20 protein-coding genes are annotated in these 23,173 nt (G+C 72.3%); 7 read left to right on the top strand and 13 right to left on the bottom strand.

Annotation, left to right across the window (positions count from 1 at the left end; genetic code table 11):
• Positions 1 to 55: 55 nt before the first annotated feature.
• Positions 56 to 676, bottom strand: a complete 621-nt coding sequence (locus AC1WTP_RS00570; RefSeq protein WP_481647255.1) for a TetR/AcrR family transcriptional regulator — start codon at positions 674 to 676, stop codon at positions 56 to 58.
• A 60-nt stretch (positions 677 to 736) separates the two neighbouring features.
• On the opposite strand from AC1WTP_RS00570, the gene AC1WTP_RS00575 reads away from it, so the two are divergent.
• Positions 737 to 1,282, top strand: a complete 546-nt coding sequence (locus AC1WTP_RS00575; RefSeq protein WP_481647256.1) for a GNAT family N-acetyltransferase — start codon at positions 737 to 739, stop codon at positions 1,280 to 1,282.
• On the opposite strand, the gene AC1WTP_RS00580 is transcribed toward AC1WTP_RS00575, so the two are convergent.
• A complete protein-coding gene (locus AC1WTP_RS00580) occupies positions 1,276 to 3,108 on the bottom strand; it encodes an AMP-dependent synthetase/ligase (protein ID WP_481647257.1) in 1,833 nt (610 codons plus the stop codon). The two genes, AC1WTP_RS00575 and AC1WTP_RS00580, sit on opposite strands and share 7 nt — an antisense overlap.
• Before the next feature lie 360 nt (positions 3,109 to 3,468).
• Here AC1WTP_RS00580 and AC1WTP_RS00585 point away from each other — a divergent pair, with 360 nt between their 5' ends.
• Entirely contained in the window at positions 3,469 to 4,716 is a 1,248-nt protein-coding gene (locus AC1WTP_RS00585; protein WP_481647258.1) for a M14 family zinc carboxypeptidase, read from the top strand.
• Between the two features lie 54 nt (positions 4,717 to 4,770).
• On the opposite strand, the gene AC1WTP_RS00590 is transcribed toward AC1WTP_RS00585, so the two are convergent.
• On the bottom strand, positions 4,771 to 5,268 hold the full coding sequence (locus AC1WTP_RS00590; protein ID WP_481647259.1) for a hypothetical protein: 498 nt from the start codon (positions 5,266 to 5,268) through the stop codon (positions 4,771 to 4,773).
• Between the two features lie 416 nt (positions 5,269 to 5,684).
• Between AC1WTP_RS00590 and AC1WTP_RS00595 the strand changes: the two genes are divergently transcribed.
• A complete protein-coding gene (locus tag AC1WTP_RS00595; RefSeq protein WP_481647260.1) occupies positions 5,685 to 7,193 on the top strand; it encodes an Nramp family divalent metal transporter in 1,509 nt (502 codons plus the stop codon).
• Positions 7,194 to 7,245: 52 nt separating this feature from the next.
• On the opposite strand, the gene AC1WTP_RS00600 is transcribed toward AC1WTP_RS00595, so the two are convergent.
• From AC1WTP_RS00600 to aceB, 4 genes are read right to left on the bottom strand one after another with little or no spacing between them, the layout of a single operon-like run.
• Positions 7,246 to 8,649 (bottom strand): (Fe-S)-binding protein, encoded by a 1,404-nt coding sequence (locus AC1WTP_RS00600; protein WP_481647261.1) that lies wholly within the window; start codon positions 8,647 to 8,649, stop codon positions 7,246 to 7,248.
• 1 nt (position 8,650) lies between these two features.
• Positions 8,651 to 9,913: an FAD-binding oxidoreductase gene (locus tag AC1WTP_RS00605; protein WP_481647262.1), complete on the bottom strand. Its 1,263-nt coding sequence runs from the start codon at positions 9,911 to 9,913 to the stop codon at positions 8,651 to 8,653.
• The gene (locus tag AC1WTP_RS00610; RefSeq protein WP_481647263.1) at positions 9,913 to 11,379 is read right to left on the bottom strand and encodes an FAD-linked oxidase C-terminal domain-containing protein; all 1,467 of its coding nucleotides are present in this window, start codon (positions 11,377 to 11,379) and stop codon (positions 9,913 to 9,915) included. Before AC1WTP_RS00610 ends, AC1WTP_RS00605 begins: the two co-directional genes overlap by 1 nt.
• 28 nt (positions 11,380 to 11,407) lie before the next feature.
• Positions 11,408 to 12,991 carry a malate synthase A gene (aceB, locus tag AC1WTP_RS00615; protein WP_481647264.1) on the bottom strand — a complete coding sequence of 528 codons (1,584 nt, stop codon included), beginning with the start codon at positions 12,989 to 12,991 and terminating at the stop codon, positions 11,408 to 11,410.
• A 522-nt stretch (positions 12,992 to 13,513) separates the two neighbouring features.
• Between aceB and AC1WTP_RS00620 the strand changes: the two genes are divergently transcribed.
• Positions 13,514 to 14,323, top strand: a complete 810-nt coding sequence (locus AC1WTP_RS00620; RefSeq protein WP_481647265.1) for a DUF5994 family protein — start codon at positions 13,514 to 13,516, stop codon at positions 14,321 to 14,323.
• A 164-nt stretch (positions 14,324 to 14,487) separates the two neighbouring features.
• On the opposite strand, the gene AC1WTP_RS00625 is transcribed toward AC1WTP_RS00620, so the two are convergent.
• Complete coding sequence (locus AC1WTP_RS00625; RefSeq protein WP_481647266.1) at positions 14,488 to 15,225, bottom strand: SigB/SigF/SigG family RNA polymerase sigma factor; 738 nt, start codon at positions 15,223 to 15,225, stop codon at positions 14,488 to 14,490.
• A gap of 219 nt (positions 15,226 to 15,444) precedes the next feature.
• Positions 15,445 to 16,260 carry a GAF and ANTAR domain-containing protein gene (locus AC1WTP_RS00630; RefSeq protein ID WP_481647267.1) on the bottom strand — a complete coding sequence of 272 codons (816 nt, stop codon included), beginning with the start codon at positions 16,258 to 16,260 and terminating at the stop codon, positions 15,445 to 15,447.
• 31 nt (positions 16,261 to 16,291) lie between these two features.
• Between AC1WTP_RS00630 and AC1WTP_RS00635 the strand changes: the two genes are divergently transcribed.
• From AC1WTP_RS00635 to AC1WTP_RS00645, 3 genes are all read left to right on the top strand, one after another.
• Positions 16,292 to 16,492 (top strand): hypothetical protein, encoded by a 201-nt coding sequence (locus AC1WTP_RS00635; protein WP_481647268.1) that lies wholly within the window; start codon positions 16,292 to 16,294, stop codon positions 16,490 to 16,492.
• A gap of 325 nt (positions 16,493 to 16,817) precedes the next feature.
• Positions 16,818 to 17,999, top strand: coding sequence for a low temperature requirement protein A (locus tag AC1WTP_RS00640; protein WP_481647269.1), 1,182 nt, complete (start codon positions 16,818 to 16,820; stop codon positions 17,997 to 17,999).
• 124 nt (positions 18,000 to 18,123) lie between these two features.
• On the top strand, positions 18,124 to 19,020 hold the full coding sequence (locus AC1WTP_RS00645) for a bifunctional helix-turn-helix transcriptional regulator/GNAT family N-acetyltransferase (protein WP_481647270.1): 897 nt from the start codon (positions 18,124 to 18,126) through the stop codon (positions 19,018 to 19,020).
• Positions 19,021 to 19,066: 46 nt separating this feature from the next.
• Here the strand turns inward: AC1WTP_RS00645 and AC1WTP_RS00650 are convergent, their stop codons facing one another.
• The 4 genes from AC1WTP_RS00650 to AC1WTP_RS00665 form a co-directional block, all read right to left on the bottom strand.
• Entirely contained in the window at positions 19,067 to 19,906 is an 840-nt protein-coding gene (locus AC1WTP_RS00650) for an amino acid ABC transporter ATP-binding protein (protein ID WP_481647271.1), read from the bottom strand.
• A 5-nt stretch (positions 19,907 to 19,911) separates the two neighbouring features.
• Complete coding sequence (locus tag AC1WTP_RS00655) at positions 19,912 to 20,706, bottom strand: amino acid ABC transporter permease (RefSeq protein WP_481647272.1); 795 nt, start codon at positions 20,704 to 20,706, stop codon at positions 19,912 to 19,914.
• 82 nt (positions 20,707 to 20,788) lie between these two features.
• Positions 20,789 to 21,607 carry a basic amino acid ABC transporter substrate-binding protein gene (locus AC1WTP_RS00660; RefSeq protein ID WP_481647273.1) on the bottom strand — a complete coding sequence of 273 codons (819 nt, stop codon included), beginning with the start codon at positions 21,605 to 21,607 and terminating at the stop codon, positions 20,789 to 20,791.
• A 418-nt stretch (positions 21,608 to 22,025) separates the two neighbouring features.
• The gene (locus AC1WTP_RS00665; RefSeq protein ID WP_481647274.1) at positions 22,026 to 23,123 is read right to left on the bottom strand and encodes a PQQ-dependent sugar dehydrogenase; all 1,098 of its coding nucleotides are present in this window, start codon (positions 23,121 to 23,123) and stop codon (positions 22,026 to 22,028) included.
• Between the last annotated feature and the right edge of the window lie 50 nt (positions 23,124 to 23,173).

A 23,173-nucleotide genomic window follows, 5' to 3' on the forward strand; every position in this document is an offset into this window, starting at 1 on the left:
TGACGGCCGGCGGACCGTCGGTCCTGCGGCGGGCACCGCACCCCGCTCGCGCGACTCAGGTGCGGGCGCTGCGGGACGCCAGGCCACGCGTGCCGGACGGCAGGTGCCGCAGGTGCTGCTCGACGGCGGACGTGGTCCGCGCCGTGTCGCCGGTGGCGAGCAGGTCGAGCAGCGCGCCGCGGAGGACCGCGAGCAGCAGGGTGCGTTCGTCTCCCGTCGCGTGGCCGCGCCGGGTCGCCGGCCCCGCGGCCTCGGCCAGGACGTCGAGCCAGTCCTCGACGGTCTGCCGGGCGAACCCGGCCCAGGGACCGTCGGGGTCGGCCAGCGAGCGGGCGTAGGCCTCGGCCCAGAGGGTGAGCAGGCGTCGATGCCGCGGCGAGCTCAACCAGGCCCAGAGCCGCCGGCCGGCCTCGGCCAGGCCGACCGGCTCGCCGGGGGTGGCGTCGCGGAGCTGTGCCAACATCGCCAACTCGTCCGCGCGTGCCCGCGCCAGAAGGGCCCGGACCAGGCCTTCCTTGTTGCCGAACAGGAACATCAGCACCCGGGGGCTCGACCCGATCGCGGTCGCCAGCGGACGCAGCGACATCTCCGCGAGGCCGTGCTCGAGCACGTACCGGTACGCCAGTTCGGTCAACTCGAGTCGGCGGGCGGACGGCGATGGCTCAACGGCGCTCACGCTGCTACCGTAACCGACTGAAACAGTTGTGTCAGTGGTTCGACGGCCAGCGGAGGGGGCATGGACGGCAGGGACGAGCGCACCACGTCGATCAGGCGGTTGGGCGAGCCCGGCGACCTGGGCTGGGTGGTGATGGCCCACGGTGAGACGTACGCCGAGCAGTTCGGCTGGGACACCGACTTCGAGGCGCTGGTGGCGCGGATCGTGGCCGACTACGCCGCGGCCCCCGACCCGGCCCGGAACGCGGCCTGGATCGCCGAGGTCGACGGCGAGCGGGCCGGATGCGTGTTCTGCGTCGCCGGGGATGCCGAGACCGCCAGGCTGCGCATCCTGCTGGTCGACCCGGCCGCCCGCGGCCTCGGTCTGGGCCGGCGACTGGTGGACGAGTGCGTGCGCTTCGCCCGCGCCGCCGGCTACCGGCGGCTGAGCCTGTGGACCAACGACGTGCTGACCTCGGCTCGCCGCATCTACCGGGCCGCCGGCTTCGAACTCGTGGCGGAGGCCCGCCACCACAGCTTCGGGCACGACCTGACCGGGCAGACCTGGAACCTGGACCTCCGGCCCGGTGCCGCAGCGGCCGGCCCCGCACCGGGCCGAGGTCAGTGACCCCGGTACAGGCTCTCGATGTCCTCCGCGAAGTGCGACTGCACCACCTCACGCTTGATCTTCAAGGTGGGAGTGATCTCGCCGTCGGCCTCGGTGAGGTCCCGCGGCAGCACCCGGAAGGTCTTCACCTGCTCGGCCCGGGACACCGTGGCGTTGGCCCGGTCGATGGCGGTCTGGATCTCGCCACGCAGCTCCGGGTTGTCGCGCAGCTCGGCGACGGGCACGTCGGGCAGCCCCTGGGAGGAGCGCCACCGCGACCAGGCGTGCTCGTCGGTGGTCACCAGCGCCGCGACGTACGGGCGGCCGTCGCCCACGAGCATGGCCTGGCTGACCAGCGGATGCTCCCGGATCTGCTCCTCGATCGGGGCCGGCGCGAGGTTCTTCCCGGCCGCCGTCACCATGATCTCCTTCTTCCGGCCGGTGATCCGCAGGTAGCCGTCGTCGTCGAGGCTGCCCAGGTCGCCGGTCCGCAACCACCCCTCACTGGTGAACGTCTCCCGGGTGGCGTCGGGGTTGTTCCAGTAACCCGGGAAGACCATCGGTCCGTTCGCGAGGATCTCGCCGTCGGCATCGACCCGGAGCCGCGCGCCGGGCACCGGGCGGCCGGCGGTGCCGATCCGCATGGCCGAGGGTGGGTTGACGGTCAGCGCCGGCGAGGTCTCGGTCAGCCCGTAGCCCTCCAGCAGGGCCATGCCGGCGCCGCGGAAGAAGTGCCCGAGCCGGTCCGCGAGCGGGGCGCCGCCGACGATGGCCATCCGGCACCGTCCGCCGAGGGCGGCGCGCAGCTTCCGGTACGCCACGACGTCGAAGACCGCGCGCGTCAGGCGCAGCAGCAGCCCCGGCCCGCGCGGTCGGTCCAGGGCGCGGCTGTAGCGGACCGCCACCCGGTCGGCCAGGGCGAACACCCGCCCCCGGTGCGCGTCGTCGGCCTTCTGCCGGGCCCGGTTGTACACCTTCTCGAACATCCGCGGCACGGCCAGGATGAACGTCGGGCGGAACCTGCGCAGTTGGTCGAGGACGCCGCCGAGTTCGGCGCTGTGCACCATGGTCGCGCGGCTGTGCACCATGCCGACCTGGATCAGCCGGGCGAACCCGTGCGCCAACGGCAGGAACAGCACCGTCGAGGCGCCCGGGTGCAGCAGGTCGCGCAGCACCGCGGTCGCACCGGCGATGTCGGACTGGATGTTGCGGTGGGTCAGCACGCAGCCCTTCGGCCGTCCGGTGGTGCCGCTGGTGTACACGATGGTCGCGACGTCCCCGCCGGTCACCGCGGCGCGACGGGCGTCGACGCGGGCGTCGTCCACGTCGCGGCCCTGCCCGGCCAGGGCGATGAGGTCACCGCCGTCGATCTGCCACACCTTCCCCAGCGCCGGCAGGTCGTCGCGGACGCCGGCGAGCATCGCGGCGTGCTCGGCGGTCTCCAGCACGCAACCGACCGCGCCGGAGTCGGTCAGGATCCAGCTCAGCTGCCCGGCACTGGAGGTTTCGTAGACCGGAACCGTGATCGCGCCGATCGACCAGAGGGCGTAGTCGACGAGCGTCCACTCGTAGCGGGTGCGGCTCATCAGGCCCACCCGGTCGCCGTGGCCGATCCCGGCGGCGACGAACCCGCGGGCGAGGGCGAGCACGTCGTCGCGGAACTGGCGGCAGGTCACCGGCTGCGGGCCGGCCTCCAACGTACGGGGCCCCGGCCACGACCGGGAAACCGGGTCCGGGCGCAGGAACTGCACCGCGTCGGGTGCGGCGTCGGCGTTCTCCCACACCACGTCGGCCAGGCCCGCCATCCGGGCCTCAGCGGTCACCGGTTCGACCGACACGTCCTGCACGTCCACTCCCCCGTTCATCCGTCGCCGGCACGCGGGCCCGCCGGGGTGGCTCCGCGGCCATCATGGCCCGGCCGGCGGGGCCGGCGCCGGTGAACGGCGGAAAGAGCGACGTCGTGGCCGGCGGTCTCGTACCCGGACGGAGCTGGTGGGACGATTGTCGGCTTCGTCGGCGGGGAACCGGGCCGCCGCTTCGTCACTCGTAGGAAATCTGCACATACGCCAAGAAACTCGAAGGTTTCCGTTGCATTCCCACCCGCCGGCCGGAAAGGATCGACGGAACCCAGCGGTGGTCCGCTCCCCCGGGTGTCACCGGATCCGACCCGCGCCCGGCGGCGGTGTGGACCCGCGAAAGGAGCACGCGTGCAGATTCACACGATGCAGACGCCCCTGCGACCTCGGAAGGCGCTGGCCGCCGTCGCGCTGACGGCGCTGGCCGGTTCGATCCTCGCCGCCCCTCCCGTCTCCGCCGCCGCCCCGGAGGGACCCGCCCAGGGCAGCTGCAAGACCGCCGACGACCCGTCGTGGTCGGGGTGGAGCAACCACGAACAGGTCGGCCAGCAGCTGGCGCAGATCGAACGGACCAGCGGCGGGCGGGTCGACGTCCAGGTGGTCGGGCACTCACCGCAGGGCCGGGAGCTGTGGGCGGCCCGGGTGGGCACCGGCGACAGGGTGCTGCTGGTCACCAGCGCCATCCACGGCAACGAGCGCACCGGCACCGAGGCGTTGCTCGGGATCCTCAAGCAGCTCGGCAGCGGCGGCGACGCGCACACCCGGAGCGTCCTGAACGAGATCACCTTCGTGGCGATGCCGATGGTCAACCCCGACGGCGGGGAACTCAACCGGCGGATGAACGTGCGGTCCTGGGACGAGACCGTGGCCGATTTCCCGCAGCTGGCCGGCGCCCCGCGCGCCTGGTACCACCGGCTCAGCGGGGACGGCATCAACCTGCCCGGCTACGACCTGAACCGGGACTTCAACCCCGATCTCGACTACCAGCCGCGGGCCGCCGACCTGCCCGGCCGGGAGACCGACGCCGGCTTCTTCCTCTCCCCCGAGTCGCGCGCCATCCGGGACGTGTACGTCGGGCTGCGCGCGGAGAAGGGCGCCGTCGACGCGTACGTCGACCTGCACCACATGGGCCCCTGCGACCGGCTCACCGGCGGCGAGCAGGACGGCAGGCTGATCTCCGTCTCGCTCGACTACCCGCCGCTCGGCGTCAACGACGGCGCCGCCTACCGGGCGGCCTGGCCGGCCCTGGACCAGGACAAGTCCCGCCGGTACGCGCTCACCGTCGCCAACGGCATCAAGGCCCGGTACGGCACCCAGTCCCCGCTGGCCGCCGTGGGCCGGTACTTCCACCCGGACGCCCGGGAGTACGCGGGCCAGGGTCGTTCCGCGCTCGCCCTCAACGGCACCGGGACGGTGCTGTTCGAGGTGCGCGGCCAGCAGGACGACCTCGGCCAGAAGCTGCACGGCATGCTGGTGGAGAGCGTGCGTACCGGGGTCGAGTCGCTGATCAGCGGCCTGGCCGACGGCACCGTGGACCGCGTCGACGGGGACGACTTCTTCGACCTGCCCGACTACGGCTGGGACACCACCGCCGACTGACGATCGACCGACCGGCGGCCGCGGGAGTCCTCGCTCCCGCGGCCGCCGTCCGCGTCAGGCGGGAATGGCGTCGACCAGCTTGCGCAGCAGCGCCTCGTTGGCGGCGGCGTCGTCGTTGAAGCTGCTGATCTGCACCGTGTAGCTGCCCGCCCCGCTGATCACCACGGCCTCGGCCTCGGTCCCCCCGGTGGCGAGGTATCCCCGGTCCCCCTTGTCCACGTCGGATACCCGCTCGAACCGCTTCCCGGCCTGCTCCCTGCTGTAGTCGTAGGTCGCCTGACCCGCCAGCTCGGAGGCGAGGGTGATGGTCAGGATGGCGACGCCGTTGCCGTCGCGGAACAGGCAGTTGCCGTCGGCGTGCATCGTCCGCCCGACGATCTCCGAGGCCCGCTCGGGGGTGAACGGGCAGGACGGGCGCGCGACGGCCGCCGCGTCGCCGGCGAGGACGCCGTCGTCGCCGCCGCCCTCGGCGTCCGCCGCCGACCCGGGCGACGTCTCCGGCTCGTCCGGGCCACCGCACCCGGTCAGGGCCAGCACGACCGACAATGCCACTGGCGCGATCCACCGCCGCATGACCATCCCTCGCTTCCGTCAGCACTGGAGCGGCCGGCCGGGAAACCCGCACCGCCGAGCCGGATCGGCCCGGCGCGACCCGTCGGCCCGCCGCCACCGCCTTCCCGGGCGGCTCGGCACGCTTCGACGCTAGCTGTCGGCGGGCGTCGACGAATCGGGGAAATCCCTATCCACTGACCGGCCGGAACCAGCCGGAGCCAGGGCATCGGGCCCGCGACCGGTCGCTGTCACCGGCCGGGATGTCGCGGTGCGCCCCGCCGGCCGGGCTCGTTCCCCGCGACCTCCTCGGGAAAGCGACAGTGACCCGGCCGATGTCCGCTGCCGTAATAGTTATTGCTTCCGAGTTAACGAAGTATGACGATTGATCAGGGGGCCCTTCCACAAGGAGGTTCTTCATGACCGAAGTAACTAAGGCCCCGGACGTCCGCAGCTATCAACTGGGGAAGAGCCGTCCTCCGCTCGCCGTGGCGGACCTGCCCGAGCCGGAAGAGGTGTTCGGCGTTCGCAAGCTCGGGCTCCCGCAGCTGTTCAAGTACGCGCTGGGCCCGAGCCTGATCGCGCTCGGCATCTCCATCGGCAGCGGGGAGTGGCTGCTCGGCCCGCAGGCGGTGGGCCAGTTCGGTTTCGTCGGGGTCGGCTGGGTGATTCTCGTGTCGGCCGTGCTGCAGACGTTCTACAACGTCGAGTCGTCCCGGTACGTGATGGCCACCGGCGAGGCGCCCGTCGTCGGCTGGGGACGGGTGCCCCCCGGCTACCTGCTGTGGGTGCCGCTGTCGGTGTTCCTGGTCATCTTCGCGTTCATCGCCGGCGGTTGGGCCGCGTCCGCCGGTCAGGGCCTCTACGCGCTGGTCCACGGCGCGGTGCCGCCGGCCGGGGCCGAGGAGCCGAGGCTCTGGGCGATCGGCCTGCTGCTGCTGGTCTTCGGCATCACCGCGGCGGCCAGACGGATCAGCCGGACGCTGGAGCTGGTCAACTGGCTGATGATCGGGACGATCCTGGTCGCGCTGCTGTTCATCACCCTGCTCGTGGTGCCGGGGAGCCTGTGGTGGGAGGGCGTCCGCGGGTTCTTCACCCCCGCCGCGCCGCCGGCCGGCATCACCGCGACCCAGTTGGGCGGGCTGGCCGGCTTCACCGCGCTGGCCTCCGGCCTGAACTGGTACGTGATGGGCCACTACCGGGACAAGGGCTACGGCATGGGCTACCGCACCGGCTACATCTCCGGGCTGCGCGGCGACCGGCGGGAGTTGCTCGCCAGCGGCGTCACCTTCCCCGACGACGCCACCAACGCCGCCCGGTGGAAGCGGTGGTACCGGCTGCTGCTCACCGACATGTGGGGCATCTTCTTCGTCGGCGCCATGCTGGGCATGCTGCTGCCCACGATCCTGATGGCGCAGGCGGTGGAGCTGTCCGGCGAGACGCCGACCACCGCCACGGTGCCGACCTTCGTGGCCACCGCGCTCGAGCCCGAGTACGGCCGGGTGATGTTCTACGGCATGCTGGTGATCGGCGTGCTCATCCTGTTCAGCACCCAACTCGGCATCTTCGAGGCGATGGTCCGGGTGACCACCGACGCCGCCCACGCCACGAGTCCGCGGCTGCGCCGCCTGCTGGAGGGCGACCCGCGCCGGTTCTACTACCCGTTCATGCTCCTGCTGCTGGTGATCATCGCGGTCGTCCTGCACCTCGCGCTGCCCGTCAGCCTGGTCCAGTGGTCGGCGAACATGTCCAATCTGGGCGCACTGATCTTCCCGTTCATGCTGATCTATCTGAACAGCAGACTGCCCCGCGCGGCGCGCCCGAGGGCGTGGCACTACGCACTGCTCATCATCAATGTCATCTTCTTCGGCTTCTTCTTCGTCAACTTCATCGCCGACTTCGTGGGTGACCCGCTGGTCACGTTCTAACGCCTTCGCCGGTGGCCCGCCGGTCGCGCCAGCGGCCGGCGGGCCACCTCCGTCACGGCAGCAGGTCGGTGACCGGTCGGGCGCGGATCGACGCGTCCAGCACCTGGGCGGTGTGGGCGAGGGCGACGCTGCCGTCGAGCCGCGCGACCGCGGCGGCGACCTGCATGAGGCAGCCGGGGTTGGCGGTGACGAGCAGGTCGGCGCCGGTCGCCAGGACGGCGCGGGCCTTGCGTTCGCCGAGTTGCGCCGCGGGCTCCGGGTTGAGCACGTTCCAGACGCCGGCCGATCCGCAGCAGATCTCCGGGTCGGCGATCTCCCGCAGGTCCAGCCCGGGTATCCCGCGCAGCAGGGCACGGGGCTGGGCCCGCACCCCCTGGGCGTGCGCCAGGTGGCAGGCGTCGTGGTAGGCGACGGTCACCGGCAGCGGGTGCCGCCGGGCGACCGGCCCCAGCTCGACGAGCAGCTCGGAGAGGTCGCGGACCTTCGCGGCGAACGCCGCCGCCGGCTCGGCGTACGTCGGGTCGTCCCGGAGCAGCTCGCCGTACTCCTTCAGCGACGACCCGCACCCCGCCGCGTTGACCACGAAGTAGTCGATGCCGGCGGCGGCGAAGACGTCGACCAGCGCCCGGCCGAAGCGCCGCGCCTCCTCGTCCCGTCCGTTGTGGACGCTCAACGCGCCGCAACAGCCCTGCCGCTCCGGGACGACGACCACCTCGCACCCCTCGGCGGCGAGCACCCGGACGGTGGCCGCGTTCACCTCGGGGAAGAAGGCCCGCTGCACGCAGCCGGTGAGCATGCCGACGGTGGCCCGCCGCTCGCCGCTCGCCGGCACCCGGGTCGGGATCCGCGCCGGCCGTCCCAGCGCGGGTGCCAGCGATTCGAGGGTGGCGAGCGTCGGCGCCAGGCGCCCGAGCAGGCCGGTCCGGCGCACCAGCCGCCGCAGGCCGCTGGCCTGGTACGCCCGCAACGGCCCGCGCAGCAGGCGCAGTCGCCGCGGGTACGGGAACACCCGGAAGACGGCGGCCCGGAGCAGCCGCTCCCGGCGGGTCCGCGGGTGCCGGCGTTCCACCTGCTGCCGGGTGTCCTCGATCAGTCGGTCGTAGCGGACGCCGGACGGACACGCGGTCACACAGGCCATGCAGCCCAGGCACCGGTCGAAGTGGCGCACCATCGACGCGCTCAGCGGCTCGCCGTCGAGCCCCTCCTTCATCAGGTAGATCCGCCCGCGCGGCGAATCCATCTCCTCCCCCCACAGCACGTACGTGGGGCAGGTGGGCAGGCAGAAGCCGCAGTGCACGCAGTCGTCGATCAGGTCCCGGCTCGGCGGGTGGTGGTCGTCGAAGGCCGGTGCGCCCGGCGACCCGGCGACCGGCCCCAGCACGTCCGGCGGCACGCTGCCCGCCCGGCTGCCCTTCGGCCGGGCGACGCCGCGCTGGGCCGGACGGTCGCTGGCCATGTCAGATCCCTCCGACGAAGCGGCCGGGCGCGAGGCGCCCGTCCGGGTCGAACTGCGCCTTGACCCGGTGCATCAGCTCGAGCCCGCCGACCGGTCCCCACAGGTCGACCCGCTCCCGCACCGCCGCCGGCGCGGTCAGCACGACGGCGTGCCCGCCGACGGCCGCCGTCGCGGCGCGCAGGTCCGCGACGACCGCGGCCACCGCTTCGGGCCGGGCGGCACCGGGCAGGCCGCCGTAGAGCACGCCGGTGCCCGCGGAACCGCGGACGGCCAGCGGCAGCCGGTGCCGCCGGTGCGCATCGCCGGCCGCCGCGAGCAGTCGCGGGACGCCGGAGAGCGCGGCGGTGAGTCTCAGCCCGACGTCACCCGTCCGCCACGGGTAGGCCGACCACCACGGCGGCGGGTCGTCGGCAGCCGTCCCGCCGTCGAGCAGCCGCCGGGTCGTGGCGACCCGCTCGGCCACGCCCTCCGGTGTGCCCTCCAGCAGCACGGCGACCTCCGGCGCGCCGTCGGGCGTCGCGTCGACCTCCAGGGCGCTCGGCACCACCTGCGACGCGAGCACGGCGGCGGCGAGGCGGCCGGCCTCGGCGGCGTCCCCGGCGCGGCGGCGCAGCCAGGCACGGGCGGTGGGGACCGGGTGCAGCCGGAACGCGCACTCGGTGATCAGCCCGAGGGTCCCGTACGAGCCGGTGAGGAGCTTGCCGAGGTCGTAGCCGGCGACGTTCTTCACCACCTTGCCCCCGGCGCGGGCCACCACCCCGTCGGGGCGCACCATGGTGATGCCGATCAGCAGGTCGCGGGCCGTGCCGTAGCGCATCCGGCGCGGCCCGCTGGTGTTCGTGGCGACGACGCCGCCCACGGTCGCCCCGCCCCCGCCGGGTGGCAGCGGCGCGTCCAGAGCCAACTGCTGGCCGGCGGGGGCCAGCTTGGCCCGCAGTTCCGTCAGCGGGGTGCCGGCCCGGACGACGACGATGAGGTCCCCGGCCGCGTGCTCCACCACGCCGGTGAGCCGGCGGGTGCTGACCAGCAGGTCCAGCCGGCGCGGCGGGTTGGCCCAGTCCTGCTTGGTGCGGCCGCCGTCGGCGACCACGGCGAGGTCCCGGGCGGCGGCGGCGCGCAGCAGCGCGGCCGCCTCCCCGGTGGAGCCGGGAGCGGCGATGTAGCGGGGTGGTACGCCGGCCACGGCGTCGCCCGGGTCGGCGGGGCGGACGGCGTCGCGACCGCCGGCCGCCGCACGCAGGGCATCCAGGACGTCGTCGGGCATCAGAACAGCTCCGCCAGACCGGCCTGCTGCAACGGGTGGACGCCCCGGCGGCGGCCGGGCACCTCGCCGCAGAGCCGCGGCGTCGGGAAGACCTTGCCCGGGTTGGCCAGCCCGCGCGGGTCGAAGGCGCACCGGAGGAGCTGCATCGTGTCGAGGTCGTCGTCGGTGTACATGCGCGGCATGAACTTCGCCTTGTCCATGCCCACGCCGTGCTCGCCGGTGATCGAACCGCCGTGCTCGATGCAGAGGTCGAGGATCGCGCCGGAGACCTCCTCCGCCTGTTCGGCCTGGCCGTCGACGCTGTCGTCGAAGAGGACCAGCGGGTGCAGGTTGCCGTCGCCGGCGTGGAAGACGTTGGCCACCCGGACGCCGCGCCGCGCGGAGATCTCCGCGATGCGGCGCAGCACCTCGGGCAGCGCGGTGCGCGGGATGACCCCGTCCTGGACGATGTAGTCCGGGCTGATCCGGCCGACCGCGGCGAACGCGGACTTGCGGCCCTTCCAGATCAGCGCCCGCTCGGCGTCGTCGGCGGCCACCCGGATCTCGGTGGCGCCGTTGTCGTGGCAGAGCCGCTCGACGTCGGCGAACTGGGCGTCGACCTCGGCGGCCGGGCCGTCCAGCTCGACGATCAGCACCGCCCCGGCGCCGGCCGGATAGCCGCAGCGCACGGCCGCCTCGGCGGCGGAGATGGCGAGCGCGTCCATCATCTCGATCGCCGCCGGCACCACCCCGGCCGCGATCACCGCCGAGGTCGCCGCCCCCGCCTCGTCGGTGGAGGGGAAGGCGGCGAGCAGCGTACGGACCGACTCGGGCAGCCGGACCAGCCGCACGGTCACCTCGGTGGCGATGCCGAGCGTCCCCTCGGAGCCGACGAAGGCGCCGAGCAGGTCGTAGCCGGGGGTGTCCGGGGCCCGGCCGCCGAGGCGCACCAGGTCCCCGTCCGGGGTGACCACCTCCAGGCCGGTGACGTGGTTGGTGGTGAAGCCGTACTTCAGGCAGTGCGCGCCGCCGGAGTTCTCCGCCACGTTCCCGCCGATGGAGCAGACCTGCTGGCTGGACGGGTCCGGGGCGTAGTAGTAGCCGTGCGGGGTGGCCGCCCGGGTGACCTGGAGGTTGATCACGCCGGGCTCGACCACGGCCCGCTCGTCGGCCGGGGCGACCTCCCGGATCGCGCGCATCTGCGAGGTGACGATGAGCACCCCGTCGGCGTGCGGCAGCGCACCGCCGGACAGGCCGGTGCCGGAGCCGCGGGCGACGAACGGCACCCCGGCGTCCACGCAGGCCCGCACCGTCGCCGCGCAGTCGGCGGCGGCGCGCGGCAGGGCGACCAGGGCGGGCACCACCCTGTACTGGGCCAGCCCGTCGCACTCGTAGGTGCGCAACTCCTGCCGGTCGCTGATCACCTGCGCGTCGCCGAGCACCGCCCGCAGCGCGGCGGCGAGGGCGCTGATGTCCGTCGTGGTCATCGCCGACCTCCCGTCGCGGCCGTAGGGGTCAGGGCATCCGCTCGTACGCGGGCAGGGTCAGGAAGTCCACGAATTCGTCGGCCACGGCGACCGCCATGAACAGCGCCCGGGCCTCGGCGTAGTCGGCCGGGCCGCCCGGCAGTTCCGCCAGTTCCTCGTCGGCGAGCCGCTCGACGAGGTCCCGGTCGACCTGCTCGCCGGTGTCGTCGAGGGTGACGTCGTTGTGCAGCCACTGCCACACCTGCGACCGGGAGATCTCGGCCGTCGCGGCGTCCTCCATCAGGTTGAAGATGGCCACCGCCCCGGTGCCGCGCAGCCAGCTCGCGAGGTACTGGATGCCGACGCTGATGTCGTTGCGCAGCCCCGCCTCGGTGCGCTGTCCCGGGGTGCTCCTGACGTCCAGCAGCTGGGCCGCCGTGACCCGTACGTCGTCGCGGGTGCGGTCGAGCTGGTGGGGCCGGTCGCCGAGCACGCCGTCGAACACCGCGCGGCAGACCGGCACGAGGTCGGGGTGGGCCACCCAGGACCCGTCGAAGCCGTCGCCCGCCTCACGGGTCTTGTCGTCGCGGACCTTCGCCAGCGCCGTCTCGTTCACCTGCGGGTCCCGGCGGCTGGGAATGAACGCCGCCATGCCACCGATCGCGTGCGCACCCCGCCGGTGGCAGGTACGCACCAGCAGCTCGGTGTACGCGCGCATGAACGGCGCGGTCATCGTCACCGCGTTCCGGTCGGGCAGCAGGAAGTCCCGGCCGCGGGTACGGAACTTCTTGATCACACTGAACATGAAGTCCCACCGCCCCGCGTTGAGGCCGGCGGAGTGCTCGCGCAGCTCGTAGAGGATCTCCTCCATCTCGAACGCCGCCGGGTAGGTCTCGATGAGCACGGTCGCGCGGATGGTGCCGCGCGGGATGCCCAGCCGCTCCTGGGCGAACAGGAACACGTCGTTCCAGAGCCGCGCCTCCAGGTGGCTCTCCAGCTTCGGCAGGTAGAGGTACGGCCCGGAGCCGCGCTCGAGCTGCCGGGCGGCGCAGTGGAAGAGGTACAGCCCGACGTCGACCAGGCTGCCCGAGGTGCGCTCGCCGTCGACCAGGAGGTGCTTCTCGGTCAGGTGCCAGCCGCGGGGCCGGAACACGATGGTGGCCAGCTCGCCGTCGTGCAGCGCGTACCGCCGGCCGTCCGGGGCGGTGAACGAGAGCTTCCGGTCGATCGCGTCGCGCAGGTTGAGCTGGCCGCCGATCACGTTCTCCCACAGTGGCGTGTTGGCGTCCTCGTGGTCGGCGAGCCAGACCTTCGCGCCCGAGTTCAACGCGTTGATCGTCATCTTCGCGTCGGTCGGCCCGGTGATCTCCACCCGGCGGTCGACGAGCCCGGGCGCGGGCGGGGCCACCCGCCACTCGCCGTCGCGGACGTGCTTCGTCCCGGGCAGGAAGTCCAGCAGCTCACCGGCGGCCAGCGCGGCCTCGCGTTCGGCCCGGCGGGCGAGCAGGTCCCGCCGTCGGGCGTCGAAAGAGCGGTGCAGATCGGCGAGGAAGCCGAGCGCCTCCGGGGTGAGGATCTCCTGGAACCGGTCGTGCCGAGGGCCGGCCAGCTCGACGCCGTCGGGCATACCCATGACGCGCTCCTCACCGTCGAGGGAAGATGCAGTCGGATCGATCCACGGGATGCTGCTGCCGACTCTAATGCCGACAGGGACGGACCGCGAGTGGCGGAACGTTTCGCTCCCACCCCTGCGACGCGTCACCGGCCCGCGAGCGGCGCCGGGGTCGGCGGGAGGGACGACGGACCGGGCCGCCCGGGGTGAGCCTCGGCCCTGTCGCGGCGGCGCCGAGCAGATCGACCTGGACAGGCGTAGGCTGGGGCTGTCCCGGAACCGACGACATCCCGTACCCGAGGTGCCCGCCACGCCGGCTTCAACCGAGGGGATGCCATGTCCGTACCCGGCCCACCCGATCCGCGGTAGCCCGCCCGAGGTGCCGCCGTCGACGCACCGGTACGCGCTCCCCGCCACCCACCCGGCGCGAGAGCCGGTGATCACCACCGACGCAGGTCGGCGTTCCGCCCCGCGGCGCTCGCACGGCGCGATTCCGCGCACGACCCCACCGCTACGCCGCGGCCACGGCGATAGGGATCCGACATGACGCCACGGACCGACACCATCGCTCCCCCATTGACGCCGCGCCTGCGGCTCGAACCGACCCGGTCCCGGCGCACGCTGCTCGACGGCGGCTGGTGGCCCCGCTCGACCGATCCCCTCACGGAGCTGCCCGGCCTCGTCCTCGCCATCGATCTGCTGCACGGGCCGATCACCCGGCTGGTCCTGCACGCCGGGACCTGGAACGGCAATCCACCCCGCCTGGCCGTCGGCGACAGGGTGCTGCGGTTGGGCTACTTCGCCAGTCAGCCCGCCAGCCTGCTGACCGCGATCTGCCGCAACGACGACCGGGTCGACCTGTTGGTCGTCCCGCCGGAGACCGCGGCTCATCTGGCCGAGGCGGCGCTGGCGCTCGCCGCCACCGCCCGCAACCTGATCCACGCTCCGCAGCTGCTCACCACCGTGGGCACGCTGTTCGAGGCGCAGGTCGACAGCGCGAGCAGACGCTCCTGGGAGTCGGAGGGCGGCGGTCTCCGCACCACCCACGACGGCCTTGCCACCGCGGCCCACGCCGGAGCCGGCGCCGACCGGGCCCGGCGGTCGCCGGCGCCGACCACACCCCGGCCGAGGCTGCAGAGGACCGACGACCTTCCCACCATCACCACCGAGGGGCAGACCATGACCATCGCCAGGCACACGATCATCTCCGCGTTGCGTCGACGCGGCCAGAACACCAGGGCCGACTGGGTCGAGCGGGAACTGCCGGAGCGGGTGGACATCGCCCGGCACGCCGGACTCCTCGCGACCCTGCGTCTCGATCCCGCCGAGCTCACCGAGCCGCCTGCCCGATGACAGTGGCCCCGCGGGGACCAGTGGCCCGGCGACCGCCGCGCGCCTGGACGGCGTCGGGACGCAGCCGCTGCGCCACCTGCGGCAGTGCTTACCGGTCACGCCGGGCACCTGCCGCCCCGGCCGAGGTATCGGCCGTTCGCCGGACGCGATCGGACACCGACCCGTTACCCCGTCAGGTGGGCCCTGAGCTGGGCCAGGGAGCGCCTCAGCAGCCGGGACACGTGCATCTGCGACAGCCCGACTTCGGCGGCAATCTGCGACTGGGTCATGTGACGGTAGAACGACATGGCGAGAATCCGGCGCTCCCGCAGGGGAAGGGTGGCGAGCAACGGCCGGAGGGTGAGGCGGTCGTCCACGCCCGCGTAGCCGGGGTCGACGGCGCCCATCAGTTTCTCGGTCTCGATGCCGTCAGCTCCGTGGTGGAGCGCGTTCAGCGACGCCAGGCGGTATGCCTGCGATGCGGCGAGGGCGAACGCCACGTCGTCGATGCTGACGTCCAGGTGGTCCGCGAGTTCCGCGGCGGTCGGGTGGTGGCCCTGCCGCTGGGTGAGGTCCCCCGTGACGGCTCGCACCACGCTGTTCATCTCCTGGGCGCGGCGCGGGACCCGCATCGCCCAGGTGGTGTCGCGGAAGTGCCGGCGGAGCGCGCCGAGAATGGTGGGCACCGCGTAGCAGGAGAACGCTACGCCTCGGCTGACGTCGAATCCGTCGACGGCCTTGACCAGCGCGAGGGCCGCGACCTGAGCCAGATCGTCGTACGGCTCTCCGCGCCCGGTGTATCGGCGGGCCAGTCGGCTGGCCATCGGCAGATTGCCCTCGATGATCCGATCCCGCAGCCTCCTACGGTCGGGATCGTCGCCGACCAGGGTGGCCTGTCGACGCATCAGCTGGTCGGTGGTCATCGGTACGTGACCCGCGGGCAGATGTCGGCGAACGGTGGCCGCTGTCGCGGTGTGGATGACCATTGTCCAACGCCCCTTACGGCTGGTGGCGGCGAAACTGACGGCCACCGGGGGCCCGGGCGACAACGTCACCGTACGCCTCATCGCGCCGGTCCGCACGGGCAGACGTCGGCGGCGGAACATGCGGTGGCGGCCGGGCCGCGCAACCTGATCGGGCACTCAGGCGGACACGGCTCTCGTTTCCGGCGTCAGCTGCTCGGTGCCGTCGACGATCGCCTGAGCCAGGTCGGACAGTCGCCGGTTGCGGCTGCGGGCGCGGCTGCGCATCAGCGCGAACGCCGCACCCACGTCCACCCCGAGGCGCTCGGCGAGCACGCCCTTAGCCTGCTCGATCAGAATCCGGCTGTCGAGTGCGGTCTGCAGCTGCGCGGTGCGGATGTCGCAGCGGTGGATGGCGCGTTGCTGGAGCAGGCCGATGGTGGCCACGTCGGCCAGCGCCTGACCGATGCGGAGCTTGCCTTCATCGAGCGCACCCGGCTGGGTGTCGAAGAGGTTCAGCGCGCCGATCACCTCGGAGCGTAGGCGCATGGGCAGCGCGTGTACCGCGGCGAACCCGACCTCGGCCGCGGCGGCGGTGAACCGGGGCCAGCCCCCGGCCGCCGGCAGGTCGATCACCGACACGGGGTGCCCGGTGCGGAAGCAGTCCACGCAGGGGCCCTGGTCGGTCTGTAGTTGGAACAGCTCCAGCAGCCGGGTGCGTTCGGAGGAGGCGGCCACCACTTGAAGGTTGTCGTGCTCGTCCGTCAGAAGCAGCCCGGCCGCCGAGACACCCAGCAGTTGGACACACCGTTCGGTGAGCACGTGCAACAGCTCGATCACGTCGAAATCGTCGACGAGTGTGTCGGCCATCTCCACGAACACGTCGGACAACTGCACTTCGCTCACGTCACTCGCCTCCGGCATACGCTCGTCCCACCTGGATTGCGGCAGCGACCTGACTTCCACCGGACGGGGAGCAGGCAGAACGGCACTCACCCCCTGCAAATGAGAGCACGGAGACGATGACATGCGATACCTCAGTGACGTCAACCTACGCGCCGTCCTCAACGTCCTGATCGACCGGGCCGGCGGTACGGTGGAGATCAGCAACGCCGAACTGTACGACGCCATGCTGCCCGACCACAGCCATGGGGAACGGGTACGGATCGAGGAGACGCAGAACGGGCTCCGGCTGTCCGTTGTTCCACGTCAACAGACGAACGGGTGACGCCAAAGCCGCCAGGTCCCTGTGCCGCGCGTCGCCGAGTCGTACGCCCCGTCGCGAGCGCTGATCTCCAGTTCGCCGCCGTACTGACCGCAGAACCTGCGGATTTCGCGCGACCGGTGAGCCCGCCTGGCGACTCGCGCCGAGCGTACACGGACGTCGTCGACGTCAAGGGCACCGGGCTGCGGGGCGATATGCGGTAAATGCCGTTTTCGACGATCTGTGCCGCTATTGTTGATGAAGCCGTCCTGTGATGTCCGACTGTCGCCATCTCACTGCCGGCAATGGCGACCGACTCATGGACCCGGACCGGAGACCAGGGACGCCGATGAGGATCGATCAGGCGGTAGGGCTGACGCGGGAGGGCGGGGGCCCGCAGCGAGCGACCCTGCTGGAACTGTTCCTCGATCTGGTGTTCGTGGCCGCACTCGCCGTGACCTCGCGGACCTTGGCGCAGGATCTCGGCTGGGGCGCAATTCTCCAGACCGTCGTGATGCTGATGGCGGTCTGGTGGGTGTGGTCGGTCACCGTGCTGACCACCGACCTCTACCACGCCCAGCGGCCTCCCATCTTCGTCATGACGCTCTGGGTCATGCTCGGCACCATCCTGATGGCCAGTTCGCTGCGCTCAGCCTTCTCCGGCCATGGCCTCCTCTTCGCGGGCGCGTACGTGGCGATCCACATAGGTCGTGGCCTGTTCCTCGCCGCTGCGCTGAAGAGTCGCCAGGCGCAACTTCACGCCGGCAGGTTCATCTTCTGGTTCGTCGCGTCCGCGGTACCGTGGCTCGCCGGCAGCCTCTCGGCAGGCACGACGCGGGGCCTGCTGTGGGCGGCTGCGCTGGCCATCGATTACGGGGCAGCCTGGCTCCGTTACCCGACCCCTCGCCTCGGTCGGGTGCCCGGGTCTCAGTACGAGGTGGCGGCTGACCACCTGGCTGAGCGTTACCAGCAGTTTTTCACCCTCGCGCTCGGCGATCTCATCCTCGTCATCACCCTCACCTACGCCGCGGGAGATCTGACCGGCGCCAGCACGTGGGCTCTTCTGGTCGCGTTCACCGCCACCGTGCTGCTGTGGCAGATCTACGTCCATCGCGCCGGGGCCTTGCTGAAAGCTGCCATCGAGGCCTCCCGGGACCCGGGCCGATTAGTACGGTCCGCCCCGTACACCCACCTGCTCATGGTGGCCGGCGTGGTCGCCGCCGCCGCCGGTTTCGAGATCGTCATCGCCCATCCCACCGAGCAGACCACCGCCTGGCTGGCCGCCTACCTCCTCGGCGGACCCGCATTGTTCCTGGCCGGACGGGCCCGGTTCGAGTACGAGGTGTTCAGTCGGGTGTCGCCGTCCCGGCTGGTCGGGCTGCTCGTGCTGGTTGTCGCGGCACCCGCGATGATGCTCGCGCCCGCACTGGTGGCCGGCCTCGCGGGCACCGTCGTACTGGCCGGGATAGCCGTCTCGGACGCCATCCGTGCCGCTGGCGGCCCACCCGAGGCGCCATCACCGGCCCTGTAGCCGACATCGTTGACGCGGCACCACGTGGGCCCGCGACATGGCCCGCCGTCATCGGCGAGGCGTTGCGGCCAGACAGCCAGCCCGCAGTGGCGGCGATGTCATAAGCCTGACTAAAGTCAGGTATATGGACTCGGAACTGATCGCCGCGGTACGGCGCTTCAACCGGACGGTCACCCAGCGGGTCGGGGCGCTCGACGACGAGTACATGGCCCGCGGGCGCCCCCTCGCTCAGGCCCGCCTGTTGTGGGAGATCGGCCCCGGCGGCGCGGAGGTCGCCGCGCTGCGGGCCCGGCTCGGCCTGGACTCGGGATACCTCAGCCGGCTCCTGCGCGTCCTGGAGAGCGACGGGCTGGTGACCGTCGGGCCGGCCGACCGGGCCGGCGGCGACCTGCGGGTGCGGACCGCGGCGCTCACCGACGCCGGCCGGGCCGAGTGGGCTGAGCTGGACAAACGCTCCGACGACTTCGCCCGGTCGATCCTCGAACCGCTCACCGCGCCACGGCGGGAACGGCTCGTCGCGGCGATGGCCGAGGTCGAGCGGCTGCTGATCGCGTCGATGGTGGTCATCGAGCCGTGCCCGCCGGGCGACCCCCGCGCCCGGTCCTGCGTGCGGGCCTACGCCCGGGACATCGCCCGGCGCTTCGACGACGGCTACGACCCGGCCCTGAGCAACCCGCTGCGGGACGAGGAGCTGGTCCCGCCCGCCGGCGTGTTCCTGCTCGCCACCCTCAACGCCGAGCCCGTCGGCTGCGGCGCGGTCAAGCTCCACCCAGGCGCGCCTGCCGAGATCAAGCGGGTCTGGGTGTCGGACACCGTGCGGGGGCTCGGGATCGGCCAGCGGATGCTGGGTGAGCTGGAGCGGTACGCCGCCGAGCGGGGCTGGACCACGGTCCGGCTGGACACCAACCGCACCCTCACCGAGGCGATCGCGCTGTACCGCTCGGCCGGCTACCGGGAGATCGCGCCGTACAACACCGAGCGCTACGCCCACCACTGGTTCGAGAAGCGCCTGGCGCCGTGACCCGGCCGGGGGCGTGGGGCGGGCACGCCCGCGCGCCGCGCAGCCGTCACAGGTTGTGGCGGTCGTCGGCCGGCAGGCCGGGCGAGCGGGTCGGCTCCGGGGACTGGTCGGGCTGACCGAGCTCCGCGACATGGGTCGGGTCGAGGACCCGGGACAGGAACGAACGGGTCCGTTCGTGCCGCGGTGCGCCGAGCACCTCCTGCGGCGGCCCCTGCTCGACCACCACCCCGCCGTCCATGAACACGACCCGGTCGGCGACGTCCCGGGCGAACGCCATCTCGTGGGTCACCACCATCATCGTCATGCCGTCCTCGGCCAGCTTGCGCATGACGGTGAGGACGTCGCCGACCAGTTCCGGGTCGAGTGCGGAGGTCGGCTCGTCGAAGAGCATCAGCTCGGGGTCCATCGACAGCGACCGGGCGATCGCCACCCGCTGCTGCTGCCCGCCGGAGAGCTGGGCCGGGTACGCGCCGGCCTTGTCGGTCAGCCCCACCCGCTCGAGGTTGTCCCGCGCGATCCGCTCGGACTCGGCGCGGCCGCGCCGGAGCACCCGGCGCTGGGCGATGGTGAGGTTGTCCAGCACGGTCAGATGCGGGAAGAGGTTGAACGACTGGAAGACCATGCCGATGCCACGGCGTACCGCGTCGATCTCGACATCCGGGTCGGTCATCTCGATCCCGTTCACCCAGATCTTGCCGGCGGTCGGCTCCTCCAGCAGGTTGACGCAGCGCAGCAGCGTCGACTTGCCGGACCCGGACGGCCCGATGACGCAGACCACCTCGCCGTGGCCGACCTCGAAGTCGATGCCCTTGAGCACCTCGATCGGCCCGAACGACTTGTGCAGGTCGCGGATCTCGACGGCGGGACGGGGTTCGGTAGTCGTCATGGGAGTCACCGAGCCTTGGCGTAGCGGAGTTCGAGGCGTCGTACCACCTGCGAGAGGGGCAGGGTGATGACCAGGTAGGTGAGGCCGGCCACCAGCAGCGGGGTGGCGTTCACCCGGTCGTTGAGGGTGTCCCGGCCGAACTTGGTGATCTCGATTGTCTGCGCCGTCACGCCGAGCACGTAGGCGAGCGACGAGTCCTTGGTGAGCAGGATGAGTTCGTTGGTCAGCGGCGGAATCACGATCCGGAACGCCTGCGGGATGACGATCGTGCGCAGCGCGGTGAAGTGCGACATGCCGAGGGTGCGCGCCGCCTCCATCTGCCCCTTCGGCACGGCCTGGATGCCGGCCCGGATGGTCTCGGCCATGTACGCCGCGGCGGTCAGTCCGAGACCGATCGTGATGGACCCGAACACCCCGCCCGGGATCTCCCGCTCCGGGAAGGCGATCGGGATGCCGTACCCGACGAGGAAGAGCACCAGCAGCGCGGGCAGGCCCCGGAACAGCTCGATGTACGCCGTCGCCACCCAGCGGTACGGAGCCACCCGGGACAGCCGCATCAGCGCGAGGAGGGTGCCGAACACGAGGCCGAAGGCGAAGGCCCCCAGGGTGTAGAGGATGGTGTTGCGCAGCGCGACGGTGATGATCGTCGGGAACATCGACTCGATGATGTCGACGCGGAAGAACGCGTCCCCCAGCCTGCCCCAGTCCGCGGCGACGATCACCACGGCGATGACGGCGACGAAGGCCAGGTACTGGAGCCAGAGGGACAGCCGCTCTCGCTGGCGGCGGCGCAGCTTCACGGTTCGACGCTCCTTGACTGTGCGCGGGTGGCCGACGCGGAGGGCGTGCGCCAGGCGCACGCCCTCCGGCCAGGAGTTCGGATCACGCGTTCGGCAGCTTGCCGATCCACTTCTCGTAGATCTTGTCGTAGGTGCCGTCCTGCTTCGCCTTGGCCAGCACCTCGTTGATCTTCTTGAGCAGCTCCGGGTTGCCGTCCTTCTTCACCGAGAACCCGTACTGCTCGCCGGTGTCGAACTCGGCCGTCACCTCGAACCCGCCGGGGTGCTCCTTGATGTACTCGGTCCAGACCGGCAGGTCGTTGACGGCGGCCTCCACCTGGCCGTTGGCCAGCGCCTGCTGCAGGGCGGCGAGGTCCTCGAACTCGACCAGTTGCAGGCCCTTCTCCTGCTCGAACTTCCGGGCGTAGTCACGACCCGTGGTCGCCGCCTGGACGCCGAGCTTCTTGCCCTTGAGGTCGTCGAGCGACTTGTACGGCTTGCCGGTCTTGACCAGCAGTGCCTGAGTCGCGTCGAAGTACGGATCGGAGAAGTTCATCACCTTCTGCCGTTCCTCGGTGATCGTCATGCCGGCCGCGGCCGCGTCGCACTTGCCGGTGTTCAGGTCCTGGCCGGACTTGATCCCCTCGAACGGCGTGTCGACGATCGACTGCTCGACGCCGAGCTCCTTGGCGACCAGGTCCATCACGTCGACGTCGAACCCGACCACCTTGCCGCTGGCGTCCTTCGACTGGAAGGGCGCGTACGGCAGGTGGGTGCAGACGGTCAGCTTGCCCTTCTCGATGAGCTTGACCCCGCTCGCCTGGACCTCGCCCTCATCCTTCTTGGCGCATCCGGCGCTCACCGCGAGAGCGGCGATCGCCACGACGAGACCAGCCTTGCGGACGGCGCTATGGAAAGTCACGGCGGTGTCCTCCGATTCGGCCCCTCTGACAGGCAGCCAGCGTTGGTGCAAAGACGGTGTGACACGGCACGGTACCTGATGTGAGAAGTCCTACCTAGATCACATCCCGCGGTGGAGTCGATGCGACCACCGTCACCGTCGGTAAACACGGCAATCGGCCACCAATGGGACGGCAGGCGGCGGCGCGACGGACCGCTGGTCCCGCACCGCGGCAGCTCGACCCAGGCGACCCAACGGTTGCCGAGTTGACCGGCCCGGGTCACCGGCGGCGCCCGCGACGGAGTCCCGGCAGCGGCGGAGGTGCCGGCCGGTTGCCCTCAGTAGTCGCGGCGGATCTCCCACTCCCCCGCACCCCGGGCCCGGAGGGCGCCCGGGTTACGGGACGACCCGAGGAAAGGGGCGGAAGCGGCCCGGCCGCTCACCACCACCACCAACGCGGCACGAACCGCACGATCCGGTCGTCGCCGGGCGCGGGGGTGCCCCGACCGTCCCGGTTGCTGGTCATGATCCAGAGGGAACCGTCCGGTGCGGCCACCACCGTGCGCAGCCGGCCGTACGTGCCGACGAGCTGGGCGGTGGGCGTGCCGGCGCGGCCGGCCACGTCGAGGGGTACGACCCACAGCCGCGCGCCGCGCAGGGCCGCGACGTAGAGCGTCCCGCCCACGATCGCCGCGCCACTGGGCGACGCCTCGGCCGGCGTCCACGTCACGATCGGGTCGCGGAAGCGCGGGTCGTTGGCCACCCCCTCCACCACCGGCCAGCCGTAGTTACCGCCCGGCACGATCCGGTTGACCTCGTCCCACCTGCTCGAGCCGAACTCGGTCGCGTAGAGCCGACCCCGCCAGTCCCAGGCCAGGCCCTGCACGTTGCGATGGCCGAGGCTGTAGACCGGTGATCCGGGAATCGGATTGCCCCACGGCACGCCGCCGTCGGGGCGCAACCGCAGGATCTTTCCGTTGCGGCTGCGCGGGTCCTGAGCCAGGGCGCTCTGTCCGGCGTCGCCGACGCCCGCGTAGAGCATCCCGTCGGGGCCGAAGGCGATCCGTCCGCCGTTGTGGACGCTGGCCCGGGCGAGCCCGGTCAGGATCGGCTGCTGGACGTTGGGCGTGCTGAGCCGGAAGCGGACGATCCGGTTGTCGACGCCGGAGGTGAAGTACGCGTACACGTGACCGTCGCTGCGGTATCGCGGCGAGACGGCCAGCCCGAGCAGCCCGGCCTCGCCCGTCGCGGCGACGCCGGCGATCTGCGCGACCTGCTGCGGGGCCGCGCCCCGGCGCACCCGCAGGACCCGCCCGCTGTTCCGCTCGGCGACGAGCGCGCTGCCGTCCGGCAGGAAGGCCAGCCCCCACGGCGCTTCGAGGCCGGTGGCGACCACCTCCGGTCGGGTGAAGTCGAACCCCCACCAGCCGAACTGACCGCCGCTCCCGGGCCGGTGCGCGGTCGCCGCGGCGGGTGGCCCGGCGACGCCGGCGCAGACGGTGAGGGCGATCGTGGCGACAACACTGCGTCTTCTCATGCCGGCCCCCTGGCCTTCCCGACGCACGCCGGCCGACACCGGCGCCGCCC

The sequence above is a fragment of the Micromonospora sp. R311 genome, assembly GCF_056780015.1.

Excerpts from the sequence above, each read along its gene's own strand:
- AC1WTP_RS00635 (WP_481647268.1), top strand. The coding sequence starts at position 16,292 with ATGCGATACCTCAGTGACGTCAACCTACGCGCCGTCCTCAACGTCCTG.
- AC1WTP_RS00620 (WP_481647265.1), top strand. The coding sequence starts at position 13,514 with ATGACGCCACGGACCGACACCATCGCTCCCCCATTGACGCCGCGCCTG.
- AC1WTP_RS00575 (WP_481647256.1), top strand. The coding sequence starts at position 737 with ATGGACGGCAGGGACGAGCGCACCACGTCGATCAGGCGGTTGGGCGAG.
- AC1WTP_RS00645 (WP_481647270.1), top strand. The coding sequence starts at position 18,124 with ATGGACTCGGAACTGATCGCCGCGGTACGGCGCTTCAACCGGACGGTC.
- AC1WTP_RS00610 (WP_481647263.1), bottom strand. The coding sequence starts at position 11,379 with ATGACCACGACGGACATCAGCGCCCTCGCCGCCGCGCTGCGGGCGGTG.
- AC1WTP_RS00595 (WP_481647260.1), top strand. The coding sequence starts at position 5,685 with ATGACCGAAGTAACTAAGGCCCCGGACGTCCGCAGCTATCAACTGGGG.
- aceB (WP_481647264.1), bottom strand. The coding sequence starts at position 12,991 with ATGGGTATGCCCGACGGCGTCGAGCTGGCCGGCCCTCGGCACGACCGG.
- AC1WTP_RS00625 (WP_481647266.1), bottom strand. The coding sequence starts at position 15,225 with ATGACCACCGACCAGCTGATGCGTCGACAGGCCACCCTGGTCGGCGAC.
- AC1WTP_RS00605 (WP_481647262.1), bottom strand. The coding sequence starts at position 9,913 with ATGCCCGACGACGTCCTGGATGCCCTGCGTGCGGCGGCCGGCGGTCGC.
- AC1WTP_RS00665 (WP_481647274.1), bottom strand. The coding sequence starts at position 23,123 with ATGAGAAGACGCAGTGTTGTCGCCACGATCGCCCTCACCGTCTGCGCC.
- AC1WTP_RS00640 (WP_481647269.1), top strand. The coding sequence starts at position 16,818 with ATGAGGATCGATCAGGCGGTAGGGCTGACGCGGGAGGGCGGGGGCCCG.
- AC1WTP_RS00600 (WP_481647261.1), bottom strand. The coding sequence starts at position 8,649 with ATGGCCAGCGACCGTCCGGCCCAGCGCGGCGTCGCCCGGCCGAAGGGC.
- AC1WTP_RS00650 (WP_481647271.1), bottom strand. The coding sequence starts at position 19,906 with ATGACGACTACCGAACCCCGTCCCGCCGTCGAGATCCGCGACCTGCAC.